Genomic DNA, 16,839 nt, shown 5'->3' with positions numbered 1-16,839 from the left:
GCGCCGGCCGATATGCCCCGGGGCGCCTATGTCGCCACCTTCGTCCCGGGGATTTACGGCGTCCTGATGGCGGGACTGGCGCCGCTGCTGCTCGGTACACTGGTCGACGAGGGGCATTTGTCGGCCGTGCAGCTTGGGCTCGCCGGCACTGCCGAACTGGTGACGATGGGGCTTGCTGCCGGGGGTGCGGGCCTGCTGGTCGAGCGCCAATCGCCGCGGCTGCTCGCTTTGGCAAGCGTCGCTGCGATCATTGCCCTCGACCTGGCGACGTGCCGCGCGCGCGGTGGCGGTATCATCCTGCTGCGTGCGCTGGCGGGATTGCCGAGCGGCAGCCTGATCGGCCTTGTCACTGCGGCAATCATTCGCACGGCGCAGCCGGCGCGGCAGGCCGGGCTCTACCTGACGCTGCAGACAGTGGCGCAACTGCTTTGTGCGGCAGTGATCGGCGGGTTCGTCACCCCGCGCTTCGGCGGCGCCGGCGGGTTCGCGGCGCTGGCGGCACTCGGCGTGCCTGTTGCGCTCGCCGCGCTGGGCAGTCCGGTGCGGCTCGCCGTGCATCGCGACGCGCAACGACTTGCCCTTCCCGATGCGCATGGATGGCTGGGACTGGTCGCCGCCTTCTGCTTCTTCGCGGGCATTCTCGCCATCTGGATCTATGTCGAGCCGCTGGCCCATCAGGCGGGTCTTTCGCCGCCCACCGGCAGCATGGCCGTCGCGCTGGCGCTGGCCGGGCAGGTCTTGGGCGGCGTGATCGGAACGACGACCGTGCCGAACTGGCCGTGTCGTGTCGCCTTGCTCGGATCGGTCCTTGCCCTGGCCGGCGCGGCGGCGTTGTTCGCGGCGCTGCCGGGACCGGCCCTGTTCCTCGCCACCGCAATCGGCTTCGGCGTGGTCTGGGCCTTTGCCAGCCCCTATTTCACCCGGCTGCTGATCGAGGTCGATCCCAGCCAGCGGGCGGCCCTGTTGGGTTCCGCAGCGCTGCTGCTCGGCTGCGCGGCCGGCCCTACGATGGCGGCACTGGCCGTCAATGATGTCGATGTGCGCGGCTGTCTGGCGCTGGGCACAGCTTTCCTTACCCTTTCGGGCGGCATCGTGCTCATTCTCCCCCTTCTCCGGCGCGTGGCTCCGACCACCGCTCTGCAAGCGAAAGGCCGATCATGACTGAGTGGAGCAACTGGTCGGGCAGTGTCGTCGCACGCCCCAATCGTATCGCGCGCCCGCGCGGGCTCGACGAACTGGCCGGGATCGTGGCGACGTCGAATTGCGTGCGCATGGTGGGGGCGGGGCATTCGTTCATGCCCCTCTGCGAAACCGGGGGGACGCTGCTGTCGCTGTCCGACCTCGAAGGCGAGATCGAGATCGCGGCCGATCGCCGATCGGTATGGGCGCCGGCCGGCTGGAGCCTGGCGCGACTTACCGAAGCGCTGTGGCAGGCAGGCCTGTCGCTCTACAACCAGGGCGACGTGAACCCGCAGTCGTTGGCGGGGGCGACGGCCACAGGCACGCACGGCACCGGCGAAACGCTGGGCAGCATCTCGACCCAGGTGAGCGCCGTCCGCCTGATGCGCGCCGACGGCACGATCGTCACCTGCGACGCACAGACCGAGCCGGCCTTGTTCCAGGCGCAGCGGCTCGGCCTCGGCCTGCTCGGTGTCGTCGTCGCGATGCGGATCGAAGTGCTGCCTGCCTATCACCTTGAAGAGCGGGTGGAGCGGTGGCCGCTCGACCAGGCGCTCGAACAGTTCGACGAACTGGCGGCGGCATCGCGGCACATGGAATTCTGGGTCTTTCCCTATGCCCGCCACGTGATCCTCAAGCGGCTGCATCCGGCCGAGCCGGACGGCCCCTATCGCCACGTCAACGACGTTAATGAAGGGGCGTTTCGGGTCGCGTGCAACATTTCCAGGCGCGTGCCGGGGCTGATTCCAACGCTCCAGCGCGGCATGATGTGTGCGATCGGTGGTGCCAAGCGGCGCATCGGGCCCGCCTATCGGATTTTCGCGCAGGAGCGGACGGTGCGCTTCGAGGAAATGGAATATGAGGTTCCGCGCACCGCAGGTCTGGAGACGCTGCGCGAGGCGCTGGACCATGTCCGCAAGGCGCGGCTGCCGCTCGCCTTCCCGTTCGAGGTGCGCACGGTGGCGGCGGACGATATCTGGCTGAGCCCGTTTCATGCCGGCCCGTGCCTGTCCATTTCGGTGCACCAATATGCCGGGATGCCGTGGCAGCGGGAATTTGCCGAAGTCGAGGCCATTCTGGCCGGCGCCGGTGGTCGCCCGCACTGGGCGAAGCGCCACAGCCTTACGGCCGCAGACGCGCACCGCCTCTATCCTCGCCTGCCAGACTTCCTCTCGGTGCGGCGCGCGGTCGATCCTGAAGGAAAGTTCGTCAACGCGCATTTCGGCACGCTGTTCGACATCCGGGATTGACGTGGCCGAGGCGCGAACGCGGGTTTGCCTTTGGCAGCGCGCTGCGCCACAGCGAAGTGGACATGGTTCAACCGCGCCGACAACCGATGCAGGAGCGCAGCCTCCGTCGCCGCGACGCAATCCTCGTCGCGGCGCAGGAACTGCTCGTCACCGAGAACCCGGAAGACCTGGCAATGCGCGAGGTCGCCCGCCGCGCCGGCATTTCGATCGGCTCGCTCTATCAGTATTTCCCATCCAAGCCCGCGATCCTGCGCGCGCTGGTGATGCGCAACCTGGAAAAGGTCGGCGAATTGCTGCGGCGGGAAGTCCAGTCGCTATTGGCGGATCATGCCGGACGGCCGACCATCGCCCAGGCTGTCAACTGGATGATCGATGCCTATGTCGACCATTATCGCAGCCATCCCGAAGCGGTGGCTGTATGGGCGGCGGCGCAGGCCGATCTCGAGCTGCGCCGCCTCAACGTGGTCGATACGCATGCGACCGCGGAGTTCATGGTCGCACCGATGATGGTGCTGCTGTCCTCGTCCGACCGCGAACGGATCCTGTCGCTCGCCCTGCTCATCACCGAACTCGCCGGGCACGCGATCCGGCTCGCGCTCGCAGTGCCGCCGCCGCTTACCGACGGAATCATTGCGCAGTTCAAGACGATGGTGATCGCGGTGCTCGAAGCCAATCGCGAGCCGGACTAACGTTGCTGGGCCGCCATGCCCCGCCGAACCTCGCGCCGCATGCCGGCGAGAAAGGCGAGTTCGGCCACCACGAACAGTGGCCCCACGATCAGCCCGGAGAGATCGTCGAGAAAGGCGGGTTTGCGCCCCTCGAAATAATGGCCGAGAAATTGGATCGCCCAACCGATCACGAACGCGCCGATCCCCACCGCCAGCCACGTAGCGGTTGGCAGAGCGGCAATGGCGATGCCCGCCCAGCAGGCGAGCGCGAGCAGCGCGGTCATGACCAGACCGAAGCGCAGATCGAGGCGGAGATAGAAGGCGGCGGCCGCCGCAGACAGCAGCATCGCCGGCGTCAGCCACGCGGTGCCCTCTATGGCGAGGGCAGGACGCGATGCGAGCACGGCAACCGCGAACACGATCAGCGGAATACCGAGCATATGGGTCGCGATGTTGCGCGGGTCGCGATGATAGTCGCCATAGGCGGCGAGATGCCGGACCAGATCGGTCATACTCCTTCTCCTCCTTCTTTTTTCGCGATGATATACGCTCGGCATCGCGCCGACTGTCGCGCGCGCGACATCGGGGGTGCGCGATGACGCCTGCGGCGTTTCATGAGATCCTGATGCAAGGGGCATGGTTTCGCCGCCTCACGCCGGACTTCCGCGCCGCACTTCTCGCCGATGCGCGTCTGGTGCATCTTCCGGCGGGCGCGCCGATCTTCTGGCGGGGGGATGCCGCCGATGGCCTGTACGCAGTGCTGGAGGGGGCAGTGGAAATCGGCGCGGTCGATTCCGCCGGGCGCGCGGCAATCTTGACTCATGTGCAAGCGGGCATGTGGTTTGGTGAAATCGCTATCCTCGATAGGATGCCGCGTACCCATGATGCGCGCGCGGCGCGCGCGACCGTGCTGCTGCTGGTCCCCCGCGCGCCGCTGCTGGCGCTGCTCGATCGTGAGCCCGGCTGGTGGCGAGCGCTTGCCTGGCTGGCGACCGAAAAGCTGCGCCTTTCCTTCCAGCTGGCGGAGGCCAACGCGCTGCTGGATGCGCCGCAACGGCTTGCGGCCCGGCTGCTGATGATTGCCGGCGGCTATGACGGCACGGGTGTGCGCCAATCGACGCTGCGCCTGTCGCAGGAGCAGCTCGCCACGATGGTCGCGCTCTCGCGCCAGACGGTGAACCGCATCCTCAACCGCTTCGAGGCGATGGACGCCGTCGCGCTGCGACCCGGCACGATCGAGATTCTCGATGCGACGCCACTGCGTAGCCTGTGCAATGGCGAAGCGGGGGCGTCGCCCGATCCGCTTGCCTGAGCGCGCCCAGCGCCACTTCCCGTTGGACAGGTTGCGCGCCGGATGCTTCAGCGCCGGAACGATCGGTCCCCGGGAAGACCAGTTTTGCCTATGCTGGAAGCCCTGTTGCAGGGTGGCGTCATGGCGCTGCTTGCGCTTGCCTTCGTCCTGTTCGTCAAGGCGAAGCCGTCGCGTTCGAGCCGTTATGCAAGTCGGTTTGCTGCAGAGCCGCACCAGCGTGTCCAACTCCCGGGCAACCCGCACGCTGGAGATGCTGGTGTCGCCCATCAGGCACAGGATTTCGCGGCAGCAATCGTCATTGATCGCCAGGATACGCAGTCGCCGCGAAGCTCCGAACGTGTCGGCAACGAAGTCCATCGATCAGCGGTCGTTCGGCCGCAGCGGCAGCGGCATTGTCGTGCGGCTGCCGCAGGCGTGCTTGCGCCCTCACCGCCGGCGCACGGACAGCCCTTCTTCCCGGTACAACCGGTAGAGCTGCTTGTGGTTCATGACATGCCCTTGCGTTCGAGCATGACGCCGACGCGCCGATAACCGAAACGGCGGCGCGTGGCGGCGATCTCGCGCATCTCCGCGCGGATCTCGGCATAGTCGGGCGGACGTTCTCGCCGAACCGTCTTCGGATCGACACCGAGCAGTATGCAGGCATGGCGCTGCTAGACCTGGTATCCCGCATCACGCCAAGCACCGCATCCCGTCGCTGCTACGGCGTCGTCAGACTTTTCCCAACAGATCCTTCAAGATCGCTTTATTCAGCACGCTCTCCGCCAAAAGCCGCTTCAGCTTCCCGTTCTCGTCCTCGAGCTGCCGCAGCCGCCGGCGTCCGACACCTCCATCCCGCCATACTTCGCCTGCAGCTTGTAAAACGTCGCCGGGCTCAGCCGCATGCTTGCGGCAGACTTCCGCTGTCGGCAGCCCTGTCTCCTGCTCCTTGATCATCCCGATGATCTGTTCCTCGGAAAAACGGCTCTTCCTCATTCGTCTGCTCCTTCCTGGTGCAGCGTCTACATCAAAGCGAGGGAGCCAACGGGGGGCATATCCCGACAAACAAGGTGGAGGGCGCCTATAATCGCGCGGCCTATATGGAACGGCGGCGCGAACTGGAGGAACTCTGGGCGGGAGTGCTGTCGGAAGGCTTGGTGGAGCCGGATGCGGTGCTGCCGCTTCCTGGCAAGGTCAATCCCTTCAACCAAGTAATCGAGCTCTTCCCGTGGGTAGCGCGGCAGGCCATAATCGGGTGATGCCCGCGCCGCCTCATACCCTGCCCGATGCCAGCGCGGTGCCCCCGCTGGCAATGCTGCGCGCCTTTGATGCATTTGGGCGGACCGGCGGCATCCGCAAGGCGGCCGAGGCGCTGGGCGTCGACCATGCCGCCGTGAGCCGACATCTGCGCGCGCTGGAAGATTTTGTCGGTACCGCCTTGGTCGATCGCGACACCCCTGGCGGCCATAGGCTAACCGAAGATGGTACGCGCTATCATGCGATTGTCGCCGGCGCGCTGGCGGAGATCGCTGGCGAGACGCGCCGACTGCGTCGCCGGGACGACGGCCGGCTTACGCTCTGGTGCGTGCCTGGCCTTGCCTTTCAGTGGCTGGCGCCCAGGCTGAACGGATTTACCGACGCGCATCCGGACATATCGCTGGAACTGCGGCCTAGCGATTCTCCGCCCGCTTTTCAGACCAGCCAGGTGGATGCCGACTTGCGCTATGTCCGCGATGGCGATGCGCCACCGACCGACGAGACTCGGCAGGTGGCACTTGCCCGACCGCCGGTCTTCCCGGTTTGTAGCCCAGGCTTTCTCGTGGCCAGCGGCTTGCCACCGACCAATGCGGCTGCGCTCTCCACTCTGCGGCTGCTCCACGAGGAAAGCGACCTCGAATGGCGGCTGTGGTTCGCGGCGCAGGGCGTCAATCCTGCGGACGATGCGCTGCCCGGCCCGCGGCTTTGGCACGCCCATCTGGTGCTCGATGCTGCCCGGGCGGGGCACGGCATCGCGCTCGCCAATGCCTATCTACTCGGTGACGACCTCACCGCCGGGCGATTGGTGCGGATCGCGCCGGAGCACGGTGCCTTTGTCCAAACGCGCCTTGGCGCCTATGTCCTTACCGGTCGGCGGGATCGCTGGAACGAGCGCAGCGTCGCTGGCTTCCGTAGCTGGATCGAGCGCGAAATGCGCCGGTTTCGGGAGGGTGGTGACTCTTAGTCACCGATTGCGACCACCCCGACATCTACGCACCGGCCTGTAGCGCGTGCATGGAATTCGCTGAGGAGAATCCCATGTCGACCAATACTGCACTCGCCGCTCGCCACGCCCATGCCATTCCGCGCGGTGTGGCAACGGCCACAACGCTCTATGCCGATCGCGCGCTGAACGCAGAGATCTGGGATATAGAAGGCAAGCGCTATATCGATTTTGCCGGCGGCATCGCCGTGCTCAATGTCGGCCATCGCCATCCGCGCGTGATGGCGGCGGTGACGGCGCAGCTCGAACGCTTCAGCCACACCGCGTTTCAGGTGATGCCCTATGACGGCTATGTCGCGTTGGCCGAGCGGATCAACGCGCGCGCGCCCGTTGCCGGGCCGGCCAAGACGATCTTCTTCACCACTGGTGCCGAGGCGGCCGAAAATTCAGTGAAGATCGCCCGCGCCGCCACGGGCCGCGACGTGGTGATCGCCTTCGCCGGCGGCTTTCACGGCCGCAGCCTCTATGCCTCAGCGCTGACTGGAAAGGTCGAGCCGTACAAAGCGCCGTTTGGCGGCATGGCGGCGGGCGTATATCACGTGCCTTATCCGGCCGCCGAAGCCGGCCTCACGATTGAGGACAGTCTGAAGGCCCTCGACTTCGTGTTTCGCGCCGATGTGTCCCCCAGCTCCGTCGCAGCGATCATCCTGGAGCCGGTACAGGGTGAGGGCGGCTTCTACATCGCCCCGCCGGAGTTCCTCCGCAAGCTGCGCGCAATCTGCGACGCACACGGCATTCTGCTGATCGCCGATGAAGTGCAGACCGGCTTTGCCCGTACCGGAAAGCTGTTCGCAGTGGAGCATAGCGACGTGAAGCCTGATCTGATCGCGATGGCAAAGTCGCTTGGGGGCGGCTTTCCGATTTCAGGCGTGACCGGTCGGGCCGACGTGATGGACGCAGTCGCGCCCGGCGGGCTGGGCGGCACCTATGCCGGATCTCCGGTGGCCTGCGCGGCTGCCCTGGCGGTGCTCGATGTGATCGAGGAAGAAGGACTGCTCGCGCGGGCGCTGGTAATCGGCGACACGCTGGTCGCGCGGCTCCAGGGTTTTGCGCAGCGTAATGACATGGTGGCGATCAGTGGCATCCGAACGCTGGGCGCGATGACGGCATTCGACGTGGTTGACCGCGCTACTGGCGAGCCTGCGCCGCAACTGGTCAAGGAGGTGCTCGCCCATGCCCGCGAGGCAGGGCTGATCCTGCTGTCATGCGGCGTCTATGGCCACACCATTCGCCTGCTGATGCCGCTGACGATTGAGGACGACGTGCTCGACGAGGGGCTGGCGATCCTCGAACAGGCGCTGGTTCGTGCGGGAGCGGCGGCATGAGTCTGCCGCTGCGGAACGAAGCCGGCTTCATCGATGGCGTATGGGTCGATGGCGCAGCGCGCATCACCGTTACCAATCCGGCGACGGGCGAAACGATCGGGTCTGTGCCCGATCTGGGCGCGGCCGGCGCGGAAGCGGCGGTCGATGCCGCGCACAGGGCGCTGCCCGGCTGGCGCGCGACGCCGCCGGCTGCGCGCGCCGAAATGCTCCGCCGCTGGTATGATGCGATCGTCGCGCATCAGGATGCACTCGCCCGGCTGATGGTGGCAGAACAGGGTAAACCCCTGGCCGAGGCGACTGGCGAGATTGCCTATGCTGCCTCCTACGTCCGCTGGTTCGCCGAGGAAGCACGGCGCACCTATGGCGAGATCATTCCGTCGAGCGATGATAGACGGTTGCTGGTGCTGCGCGAGGCTGTGGGGGTGGTCGCGGCAGTAACGCCGTGGAATTTCCCCGCAGCGATGATCACCCGCAAGGTGGCGCCCGCGCTGGCGATGGGCTGCACCGTGGTCCTCAAACCTTCCGAACTGACGCCGTTCACGGCACTCGCGCTTGCGCAACTGGGCGCAGAGGCCGGCATTCCGGGCGGTGTGTTCAACCTAGTGACGGGGGCGCCGCAGGCGATCGGCACTGTACTGACCGACGACCCGCGGGTCCGCAAGTTCACTTTCACCGGATCGACGCCGGTGGGCAAGCTGCTCGCGGCGCGGTGCATGGGCACGGTGAAGCGGGTGTCGCTCGAACTCGGCGGCAATGCGCCGTTCCTGGTGTTCGACGATGCCGATCTGGATGCGGCGGTGGCGGGGCTGATCGCTTCGAAATTCCGCAACAGTGGCCAGACCTGCGTCTGCGCCAACCGCATCTATGTCCAGCGCGGCATCCATGCCCGGTTCGCCGAGGCACTGGCACGCGCCGTCGCGAAGTTGCAGCCGGGCGAGGGAATTGTCCCGGGTGTCAACCAAGGGCCGCTGATCAACACCGCTGCCGTGGAAAAGGCCGAGCGGCACGTCGCCGATGCAGTAGCGCGTGGCGGCAAACTGATGCTGGGTGGTACACGGCTCGATCGGCCGGGTAGCTTTTTCGCACCGACGGTGATCGACGGCGTGCCTGCCGATGCGCTGCTCTGCCGCGAAGAGACGTTCGCGCCAGTCGCCGGGCTGGTGGTGTTTGACGACGAGGCAGATGCAATCCGGTTGGCGAACGATACCAGCGCGGGCCTTGCCGCCTATTGTTTCACCAGCGACCATCGCCGCATCTGGCGCATCAGCCGGGCGCTTGAATATGGCATGGTGGGGATCAACACCGGGCTGATCTCGTCCGAAGTCGCGCCGTTCGGTGGCGTGAAGGAATCAGGCATCGGCCGCGAAGGCTCGCACTTCGGGCTCGATGACTATGCCGAACTGAAGCTGGTCTGCGACGCAGATCCTGTGGCATGAGTAGCGCGGGCGGGGGCTTTTCCCCGCCCGTTTCCTTATCCCCGCTGTGCCGTCGCCGCTTCGCCGATGGCGTGGCAGAGCGCGAAGTGGCGGCGATCGACCAGTTCTTCCTCATCATGGTCCTGGCCATAGGGCGCGTGCGCCGTGGTCTTGGCGATCACCACATCGTGGGCGCGATCGACCCAGATCATCTGGTGATAGACACCCAGCGCGCTGAACACGCCGCTCTCGTCGGGCAGCCACCACTGATAGGCATAGCCCCAAGGATAGTTGGCGGAGGCGCGGCGACCGGGTTTCAGATGCGGCGCAGTCACGGTCGAGCAGGCATCGGGCCAGCCGGCTTGCAGCAATAGCCGGCCGTTGGGTGTGCAACCCCCACGTCGCATCATTTCGCCCAGCTTGGCCATGTCGCGCAGGCTGACGCTGAGGCCCATGCCCGCCGCTTCCATGCCGGTCGCGTCCACGGCGATGAAGGCGTCGTCCTCCATTCCCAGCGGTTCCCACAACGAGCGCTGGAGATATTCCGACAGTGACGTGCCGGTGGCACGCACCAGCACCATGCCGAGCACATGGGTGTCGCAGCTATTGTAACGGTTGAAGGTGCCGGGTTCGAACTCGCGCGGCAGCGATGCGCAAACGCTGTCGAAACCCGGTCCGCCGGCCAGCGCGGCTGCGAAGCGCGCAACGTCCGAATGCGGATCGCCATAATCCTCGTTCCAGCGCACGCCTGATGACATGTTGAGCACATCGTGCAGCCGCACGCCTGCATAGCCCGATCCCTTGAGCTCAGGCGCGTACAGGTCGACTGGATCCTCGACCGATCCGATCGCCCCGTCGCGCAGCGCAACGGCGATCAGCGTTGAGATAAAGCTTTTGGTGCAGGAGAAGATCGACGCCTGGGTATCGGGCGCATAGCCGTGCCAGTTCTGCGCATGCACCAGTGCTCCCCGGTGCAGCACCATCAGTCCGGTGGTCGTCACCGATTCCAGGAACGCCTGGGTGTCGAGTGTCTCCCCGTCGCATACGAAGCTGCCGGGCAGGACGAAACTGTCTCGGGCCTCCGCCGGGCGGTGCGCTGTTCGTGCCCGCTCAATGCGGCGCGAGGGGTGAATAGTGCCCATGCGGCGGAAATTTTCCACCTGCGGGACGCCCCGAAACAGTTCGGGATCTTTGGTCAGCCAGGCCATGCTTTTCAGTGTCCCAGAAAGATCAGGCGTGGGCACGCTCGGGCGAGCGGCAGGCTGCAGCGAACAGCAGCACGGCAACCAGCCCGAACAACAGGCCCACCAGATAGGCCGGCCGGACCGTATCCGCCGACACAAAATTGGCAGCCACGAGCGGCCCCAAGCTGAGCCCGATCATCTGCGCGGCAGCCGTCAGGTACAGGGCCTGCTTCTCGTGCTCGATCTCGCAGATCAGCTTGATACTCAGCGGCAGCAGCGCCAGCCAGCAATAGCCCATCACCATATTGGCCAGCACGAATTGCAGCGCGTTGCCCGGATGTCCCAGCCAGAACACCGATGCCGCGAGCGTCAGGCTGCCCAGTAACAGCGCAGGCCCTGCGGGAAGCCGATAACCGAACACCGCCACGCTGGTCGCTCCGCCCACTTGCGCCAGAATGCCCAGTGCCGCCGAAATCGCCAGCGTATCGGCGCCAAAGCCGTGCGCACGCGCTGTAGAGTCGAGGAACACCCAGCCTGAAATGACAGCCGCATTCTGCGCGACGATCGCCAGCAGTACCAGATAGGCACCGACCGGCCATCGCCTCCAACCGGTGATGGGCATCCGCATCGGCACAGGTCGGTGCCGGATCGCCAGCGCCGCCACAGCGCCCGCGATTCCCACCGCAGCCATAAGGAGAAAGCTGCCCGCGGCGCCGAACGCCGGCAGGATGTGCGTCGGGATCAGATAAGAAACCACTGCGACGATGCTGTTCGACACGGCAAGAAAGAGCGCGTTCATCCGCTCCGGATCGCCCCCCGAGAACAGCACGACGAAGCAGCCGGCGAGAATCGCGCCTTCCGCCAGCCCGCACAGCATCCGGATTGGCAACAGCAGCAGTGGATGGGGCAAATAGGGCGTCACGAGGTTACACAACGCCATAATCGCCGCCACCACGGTCAGCTTGAGGTGGAGTGATCCCCGGCTGAACCAACCGGGGAGAACTGCCGAGGTCAGCGCAATGCCGGCCGTCTCCAGCCCGGCGATCTGCCCGAGCTGGCTTTCCGTGATGGTCCCCTGCACAACCAGGGGGCCGAACGCCAGCGGCTGTAGCGAGAGGATGATGACACCGGCGAGCCCGCACAGGAGCGCCGCTGCTACATCCCCCCTCGCGGGGCCCTGAAGAAGGCCGCTGCCACCGCCGCTCACCACTTGTAACCAAGGCTGATGCCGATCGAACGCGGCTCGCCATAGACTCTGTAGTAACTGCCCACGCCGTCATTGCCGGCATCGGTGATATAGGCCTTATCGAAAATGTTCTTCGACCACAGCGACACCGTCCAATGCTGCTGGGATTCAAGCGACAACCGGGCATTGCCAATGCCATAGCCGGGCACGCCGCGCAGGGCATGGTCGACCGCAGTGAGCCCCTGGCGCAGTGTCGAGCGGAAGTTATAGTCGAACGCGCCGGTCAGCGACAGCCCCGTGCCTACCGGCCGGGTATAGCTGGCGGTAAGGTTGCCGCTCCAGGTCGGGGCATAATCGAGGCGTTGCCCTTGCCAGGGAATCGACTGATTATCGAACGAGAACTGGACCTTGTCCGAATTGGTGATCTTGGTCTTGAGGTAGCCGATGTCGGCCCCCAGCCGCAGCCCGGTAACGGGGCGTGCCACGATGCCCAACTCCGCACCAAAATTATAGCCATCGCCGATGTTGGTGAGGCGGAAGGCAAATTGGCCAGGCGTCAGCGTGCTTGGCAGTGTCGTGAATGCCTGGATGTTCTTGTGGTCGTAATAGAAGACCGATCCGTTCACTTGCAGCTTGCGGTCCAGCCATTCGGTCTTGAAGCCACCCTCGAAGTTGAGGATCGTTTCTTCCTTGTACGGCAGCGTGTCGTCGGTGGTCTGGGGGAAGCCGCCGGGAATGCCACCTGACTTGTAGCCCCGCGAGATGGTCAGATAGAGCATCTTGTGGTCGATCGGCGTGTAGCTGAGCGTCGCCGAGCCGGTCCAGTGATCGCCCAGCTTATAATCGCGGTCGATCGTGCCGATGGGGATCAGATCGATTCCGTTCGGAGCGGGAAAGCTGGTGATCCTGCGAAAGCCGGTGCGGCCGTCGCGATAGCTGGTCTTCTCGTCCGAATAGCGCAGCGAACCGCTGAACGTCAGCTTCGACGCCAGATCATAATCGAACTGGCCGTAAAGACCCCAATATTCGGTCTTCTGGCGGTAGGTTACGTCGAGGTACAGATCCTGCAGGTTCAGCCCGAAGATAGGATTGAAAGTATCGAAAAGCAGCGGGTTCTGCGTCCAGTCGAACTGCTTGAACTCGCCGAAGCGGTAGTTGGTGTACAGCGCGCCGAATTGCCACCGCAGCGGTCCTTTCCCCGCAGAAGAGAGGCGCAGTTCCTGATTGAAGTTGCGCAGCTTGGCGCGCTCCGTCCAGCCGCCGAGCCGAAGCTGGGTGGCGTCGTAGTCGAAGTTGAAGCCGAAATTGAAGCTGTCGAACCCGGTGATCGAGGTGAGCGTCGTGCTTCCCAGATCGGCCGAGAGGTTCAGTGTGGCGGCGAATTCCTCATTGTCCAGCCGGTTGCCGGTCTGCGACAATACGCGGCTGCCATTGTTCGACTGTGCCGCCGCGCCTGCCAATCCCGGTTGCACTGCTTGCGCGAAGGTGAGGCAATTGGCCTGATCCAGCCGGCCGGCCAGAATGGCAGAACAAAAGGCCGGAGCCGTTGCCGAGCCGGCCGTGTAGGCGGTCGCGTAGGCGCCTTCTGCTGTCGCGAGCGTCGTGTCGCTCTTGTCACGCGAATAATAGAGCTTCAACTTGGCGGTGATCGGTCCCAACTCGCTGTGGAGCAGGCCGCGCGCGGCGATACGGTCAGGTTCGCCCCATTTACGACCGCCGGCGAGGCTGGTCTGCCAACCGCCGCCCAGACTGCCGTCGCTCAGGAACGACAGACGGACTGCCGTAGTGTCGCTCAGCGTCAGCGACTGAGCCGCTTCGATGCGATAGCGGTTCCAGGAGCCATAGTCGATGTTGACATAGCCGTCCTTGTCGCCCGGCCGGGCCTCGTGCGACAGGATCTGCACCGCGCCGCCAATGGCGTTGCGGCCGTACAGGCCCGATTGCGGCCCCTTCAGCACTTCGACGCGCTGCAGGTCGAAGATGCCGCCGGCGCCCATCACGAGCGAAGGCTGGTAGACATCGTCAATGTAGATCGCCGTTGACGGGCTGTTGTTGACGTTGAAGTCGAACAGCGAAACGCCGCGGATGGTCCAGTTGGGCTGGCTGCCACCCTTGTCCTGGTAAATCTGGGTATTGCTGACGCCTTTGCCGATTTCGTCGACCGTACGGACCGACTGTTCGCGCAAGGCGTCGCCAGAGATGGCGGTGATCGCGATCGGCACGGCTTGAACATTCTGTTCGCGCTTTTGCGCCGTGACGACGATTTCCTGGTCGCTGGCCGGGGCGTCGCTCTTCTGCGCTAGTGCCGGTTGAGCGAAGAGGGATAAAAAGGATACGGATGCCAAAAGATGGCGCATTGCACTCTCCCCTTCATGAAACCAGGCTCCAATATTTTAGATGCCCAGCTTGTCTCTCAGCCCGTAATACCACGAGCCAAGCACACAATATGGAACGCGAAACACCTTTCCTCCCACAAACGGAATGTGGGGAAGATTTGCAAATACATCGAATTTAGTCAGCTGATTATCAATCGCTTCCGCCAACCTGCGTCCTAGCATTTGCGTGGTAGTTACGCCGTGCCCACTATCCCCCTGCGAATAGTAAACGGATTCGGAGACTCGCCCGACTTGCGGATATCGGGTCATCGTCAGCGCGAAATTGCCGCTCCACACGAAATCGACCTGCACACCGCGCAGTTGTGGGAACGTCTTGTAAAGCTGGGGCAGGATCTTGCCCTTGATATTGGCCGGATCGACGCCGCCATAGACCGAGCCGCCGCCATAGAGGATGCGATGATCGGCCGAGCGGCGGTAATAGTCCGGAATGTAGCGGGTATCTTCCATCGCCGCGTTCGAGGGGATGAGCTGGTTCACCAGCTCCTCACCCAACACTTCGGTGGCGATGATCTGGCTGGAGACCGGAAGGACACGGCCGGATAGATCGGGCGCCGCATCCCCCAGATAGGCGTTACCGCACACCAGCACCTTGTTGGCGAACACGCGCCCCTTGGCGGTGTGGACCACCGGTTGAGCGCCGCGATCCACATGGGTGACGCGCGATCCTTCGAAGATGCGGCCGCCCAGCGCCTCGAACGCGGCCGCTTCGCCCAGCACATAGTTGAGCGGGTGCATATGGCCGCCACGCGGATCGAGATAGCCGCCGACATAGCGGTCGCTGTTGACCACGCTGCGGATTGCATCGCCTTCTAGCAACTGGACATCGGTGAAGCCGTGGCGGTGCCATTCTTCCACGCGCCCGCGCAGGAAGCGCATATGCGCCTCGTGCATGCCGACGATGCTGTTGCCGTCGCGCAGGTCGCACGCGATGCCGTATTTCGCCACGCGGGCGCGGATGATATCCGATCCTTCGCGCGCCATTTCGCCGAACCGCTTTTCGGCCTCGACGCCATAATGTTTGCGGACTTCAGCGAGCTTTCGGCTGTATCCGTTGACGAGCTGGCCGCCATTGCGGCCCGATGCGCCCCAGCCAGCGCGCTCGCCTTCGACCACGATTACTTTGTAGCCGCGCTCCGCCAGTTCGAGCGCCGCCGACATGCCGGTGAAGCCGGCACCCACGACCGCAATGTCGCACCGTTCGTCGCCCAGAAGCTCGGGGCGCTCAGGGGCCGGATTGGCCGATGCGGCGTAATAGGAGGGCAGGCCCGCATAGGGCAGGCGGATCGGCTGATGCTCCATGGTTTTACACGGTCCCCAGATAGGTTTCGTATTCGGCGTCGGTCACGCGGGCGAGCAGGCCGTCAAAATCCTGCCACTTGCACGCGGCGATGACGTGCCGGACGTCCGTGCCGAACTGGCGCGCAATGAAATCGGATTGCTCGAAGCGCGTGATCGCACTGCGCCAGTCGAGCGGCAGCGGCGTGCCTTGCGGCGCGGTTGCTGCAGCATCCTGCGGTACGCCGGGGTCTAGCCGGTGCTCCAGACCATCATGCACACCTGCGAGCAGCGCCGCGAGCACCAGATACGGATTGGCGTCGGCACCGGGTACGCGAAGCTCCATGCGGATCGCACGCGGATCGCCATCGATCAGGCGCAGCGCGGCGGTGCGATCGCCCCAGCCCCAGGCGGCGGCGGTCGGCGCGTGGCTGTTGCGGCGGAAGCGGCGATAGGAATTGCCATGCGGCGCGAACAGCAGCATCGCGTCGGCCATCGACCCGACGACGCCGCCGGCGGCATGGAGCAGCGCCGGGGTGGCGCCGCCGTCCGCTGCCGCAAAATGCGGTGCCCCCTGTGCATTCAACAGGCTTACATGGACGTGCATCCCGCTGCCGGCCAGCGCGCCGAACGGCTTTGCCATGAAGCATGCGCGCATGCCGTGTCGCCGCGCCACGGCCTTGACGATGCGCTTCAGCAACACGGCGTGGTCGGCGGCGAGGCACGGGTCTGCGACATGTTCGAGGTTGATCTCGAACTGGCCGGGGCTGTTTTCGTGCAGGATCGCTTCGGACGGGATGCGCTGCATCCGGCACGCCGCAACCACTTCGTTCATGAAGGCTTCGTGCTCGCCGAGCAATTCGACCGACAGGATGTTGCCTGCGGCCTCGGGCTGCTCGCCATCGCCGGGCAGGGCAGCGCGAAAGGGGCGCGGCGCGCCGGGCGCGTCTGCCAGGAGGTAGAATTCGAGTTCGACCGCAGCGATGGCGGTCAGGCCGCGCTCGGCGAGCCGGGACACCTGACGCGCGAGGATTGCGCGCGGATCGGCGAAATAGGGCGCACCGCTCGCTTCACGCATCGTAAGCAGCACCTGTGCGGTCGGCACGGCTGCCCAGGGAAGCTGGGCGACCGAACTTGCAACCGGAAAGCAAAGGCCATCCGGGTCGCCCGTTCCAAAGGCGAGACCTGCGGCCTCGACGTCGCAACCCCAGATGTCCTGGGCGTACAGCGAGCGGGGCAGTGGCAGGCCCTTTTCGGCCAGCCCGCGCGCTTTTGCTGCCGGCACCCATTTGCCGCGCGGCACGCCGTTCACGTCGACCAGAAACGCCTCGACTCGCTCCACGGGCCCACAGGCGTCCAGCGCTTCAAGGAAAGAGGAGGTAGCATCGCTGCGTGTCATATTGTGATCAC

16 protein-coding genes are annotated in these 16,839 nt (G+C 65.2%); 9 read left to right on the top strand and 7 right to left on the bottom strand.

The features are described from left to right. The first annotated feature begins 12 nt into the window (after positions 1-12). The 3 genes from ACT53M_RS07155 (at position 13) to ACT53M_RS07145 (ending at position 3,118) form a co-directional block, all read left to right on the top strand. Positions 13-1,161: an MFS transporter gene (locus ACT53M_RS07155; RefSeq protein ID WP_476232358.1), complete on the top strand. Its 1,149-nt coding sequence runs from the start codon at positions 13-15 to the stop codon at positions 1,159-1,161. Next, positions 1,158-2,429, top strand: coding sequence for a D-arabinono-1,4-lactone oxidase (locus tag ACT53M_RS07150; RefSeq protein ID WP_476232356.1), 1,272 nt, complete (start codon positions 1,158-1,160; stop codon positions 2,427-2,429). The genes ACT53M_RS07155 and ACT53M_RS07150 overlap by 4 nt, the downstream gene beginning before the upstream one ends. Before the next feature lie 62 nt (positions 2,430-2,491). Continuing rightward, positions 2,492-3,118 (top strand): TetR/AcrR family transcriptional regulator, encoded by a 627-nt coding sequence (locus ACT53M_RS07145; RefSeq protein ID WP_476229147.1) that lies wholly within the window; start codon positions 2,492-2,494, stop codon positions 3,116-3,118. Here ACT53M_RS07145 and ACT53M_RS07140 read toward each other — a convergent pair. Next, positions 3,115-3,609, bottom strand: coding sequence for an Mpo1 family 2-hydroxy fatty acid dioxygenase (locus ACT53M_RS07140; RefSeq protein WP_476232355.1), 495 nt, complete (start codon positions 3,607-3,609; stop codon positions 3,115-3,117). The two genes, ACT53M_RS07145 and ACT53M_RS07140, sit on opposite strands and share 4 nt — an antisense overlap. 113 nt (positions 3,610-3,722) lie before the next feature. Between ACT53M_RS07140 and ACT53M_RS07135 the strand changes: the two genes are divergently transcribed. After that, entirely contained in the window at positions 3,723-4,409 is a 687-nt protein-coding gene (locus ACT53M_RS07135) for a Crp/Fnr family transcriptional regulator (protein WP_476232354.1), read from the top strand. Between the two features lie 90 nt (positions 4,410-4,499). After that, on the top strand, positions 4,500-4,940 hold the full coding sequence (locus tag ACT53M_RS07130; protein ID WP_476232352.1) for a hypothetical protein: 441 nt from the start codon (positions 4,500-4,502) through the stop codon (positions 4,938-4,940). Between the two features lie 180 nt (positions 4,941-5,120). Here ACT53M_RS07130 and ACT53M_RS07125 read toward each other — a convergent pair whose 3' ends face one another. Beyond that, a complete protein-coding gene (locus ACT53M_RS07125) occupies positions 5,121-5,384 on the bottom strand; it encodes a transposase (protein ID WP_476232350.1) in 264 nt (87 codons plus the stop codon). 74 nt (positions 5,385-5,458) lie between these two features. Between ACT53M_RS07125 and ACT53M_RS07120 the strand changes: the two genes are divergently transcribed. From ACT53M_RS07120 to ACT53M_RS07105, 4 genes are all read left to right on the top strand, one after another. Then, the gene (locus ACT53M_RS07120) at positions 5,459-5,647 is read left to right on the top strand and encodes a hypothetical protein (RefSeq protein WP_476232348.1); all 189 of its coding nucleotides are present in this window, start codon (positions 5,459-5,461) and stop codon (positions 5,645-5,647) included. After that, positions 5,647-6,609 (top strand): LysR substrate-binding domain-containing protein, encoded by a 963-nt coding sequence (locus ACT53M_RS07115; protein WP_476232347.1) that lies wholly within the window; start codon positions 5,647-5,649, stop codon positions 6,607-6,609. The genes ACT53M_RS07120 and ACT53M_RS07115 overlap by 1 nt, the downstream gene beginning before the upstream one ends. Positions 6,610-6,683: 74 nt before the next feature. Continuing rightward, positions 6,684-7,973: a 4-aminobutyrate--2-oxoglutarate transaminase gene (gabT, locus tag ACT53M_RS07110; protein ID WP_476232345.1), complete on the top strand. Its 1,290-nt coding sequence runs from the start codon at positions 6,684-6,686 to the stop codon at positions 7,971-7,973. Continuing rightward, positions 7,970-9,409 carry an NAD-dependent succinate-semialdehyde dehydrogenase gene (locus tag ACT53M_RS07105; protein ID WP_476232343.1) on the top strand — a complete coding sequence of 480 codons (1,440 nt, stop codon included), beginning with the start codon at positions 7,970-7,972 and terminating at the stop codon, positions 9,407-9,409. Before gabT ends, ACT53M_RS07105 begins: the two co-directional genes overlap by 4 nt. Before the next feature lie 35 nt (positions 9,410-9,444). On the opposite strand, the gene ACT53M_RS07100 is transcribed toward ACT53M_RS07105, so the two are convergent. From ACT53M_RS07100 to ACT53M_RS07080, 5 genes are all read right to left on the bottom strand, one after another. Further along, entirely contained in the window at positions 9,445-10,530 is a 1,086-nt protein-coding gene (locus ACT53M_RS07100; protein ID WP_476232341.1) for a serine hydrolase domain-containing protein, read from the bottom strand. Between the two features lie 88 nt (positions 10,531-10,618). Next, positions 10,619-11,653 (bottom strand): hypothetical protein, encoded by a 1,035-nt coding sequence (locus ACT53M_RS07095; protein WP_476232339.1) that lies wholly within the window; start codon positions 11,651-11,653, stop codon positions 10,619-10,621. A 122-nt stretch (positions 11,654-11,775) separates the two neighbouring features. Then, positions 11,776-14,115: a TonB-dependent receptor gene (locus ACT53M_RS07090; RefSeq protein WP_476232337.1), complete on the bottom strand. Its 2,340-nt coding sequence runs from the start codon at positions 14,113-14,115 to the stop codon at positions 11,776-11,778. A 36-nt stretch (positions 14,116-14,151) separates the two neighbouring features. After that, positions 14,152-15,453 carry an NAD(P)/FAD-dependent oxidoreductase gene (locus tag ACT53M_RS07085; protein WP_476232335.1) on the bottom strand — a complete coding sequence of 434 codons (1,302 nt, stop codon included), beginning with the start codon at positions 15,451-15,453 and terminating at the stop codon, positions 14,152-14,154. A gap of 4 nt (positions 15,454-15,457) precedes the next feature. Further along, a complete protein-coding gene (locus tag ACT53M_RS07080) occupies positions 15,458-16,828 on the bottom strand; it encodes a glutamine synthetase family protein (RefSeq protein ID WP_476232333.1) in 1,371 nt (456 codons plus the stop codon). Positions 16,829-16,839 lie beyond the last annotated feature (11 nt).

The organism is Sphingomonas sp. DMC6, from assembly GCF_056314225.1.
The sequence above is the reverse complement of the archived record's forward strand: the minus strand, read 5'-3'. Positions and strand labels throughout refer to the sequence as shown.

Excerpts from the sequence above, each read along its gene's own strand:
- ACT53M_RS07140 (WP_476232355.1), bottom strand. The coding sequence starts at position 3,609 with ATGACCGATCTGGTCCGGCATCTCGCCGCCTATGGCGACTATCATCGC.
- ACT53M_RS07130 (WP_476232352.1), top strand. The coding sequence starts at position 4,500 with ATGCTGGAAGCCCTGTTGCAGGGTGGCGTCATGGCGCTGCTTGCGCTT.
- ACT53M_RS07150 (WP_476232356.1), top strand. The coding sequence starts at position 1,158 with ATGACTGAGTGGAGCAACTGGTCGGGCAGTGTCGTCGCACGCCCCAAT.
- ACT53M_RS07080 (WP_476232333.1), bottom strand. The coding sequence starts at position 16,828 with ATGACACGCAGCGATGCTACCTCCTCTTTCCTTGAAGCGCTGGACGCC.
- ACT53M_RS07155 (WP_476232358.1), top strand. The coding sequence starts at position 13 with ATGCCCCGGGGCGCCTATGTCGCCACCTTCGTCCCGGGGATTTACGGC.
- ACT53M_RS07085 (WP_476232335.1), bottom strand. The coding sequence starts at position 15,453 with ATGGAGCATCAGCCGATCCGCCTGCCCTATGCGGGCCTGCCCTCCTAT.
- ACT53M_RS07145 (WP_476229147.1), top strand. The coding sequence starts at position 2,492 with ATGGTTCAACCGCGCCGACAACCGATGCAGGAGCGCAGCCTCCGTCGC.
- ACT53M_RS07115 (WP_476232347.1), top strand. The coding sequence starts at position 5,647 with ATGCCCGCGCCGCCTCATACCCTGCCCGATGCCAGCGCGGTGCCCCCG.
- ACT53M_RS07105 (WP_476232343.1), top strand. The coding sequence starts at position 7,970 with ATGAGTCTGCCGCTGCGGAACGAAGCCGGCTTCATCGATGGCGTATGG.
- gabT (WP_476232345.1), top strand. The coding sequence starts at position 6,684 with ATGTCGACCAATACTGCACTCGCCGCTCGCCACGCCCATGCCATTCCG.
- ACT53M_RS07100 (WP_476232341.1), bottom strand. The coding sequence starts at position 10,530 with ATGGGCACTATTCACCCCTCGCGCCGCATTGAGCGGGCACGAACAGCG.
- ACT53M_RS07125 (WP_476232350.1), bottom strand. The coding sequence starts at position 5,384 with ATGAGGAAGAGCCGTTTTTCCGAGGAACAGATCATCGGGATGATCAAG.
- ACT53M_RS07090 (WP_476232337.1), bottom strand. The coding sequence starts at position 14,115 with ATGCGCCATCTTTTGGCATCCGTATCCTTTTTATCCCTCTTCGCTCAA.
- ACT53M_RS07135 (WP_476232354.1), top strand. The coding sequence starts at position 3,723 with ATGCAAGGGGCATGGTTTCGCCGCCTCACGCCGGACTTCCGCGCCGCA.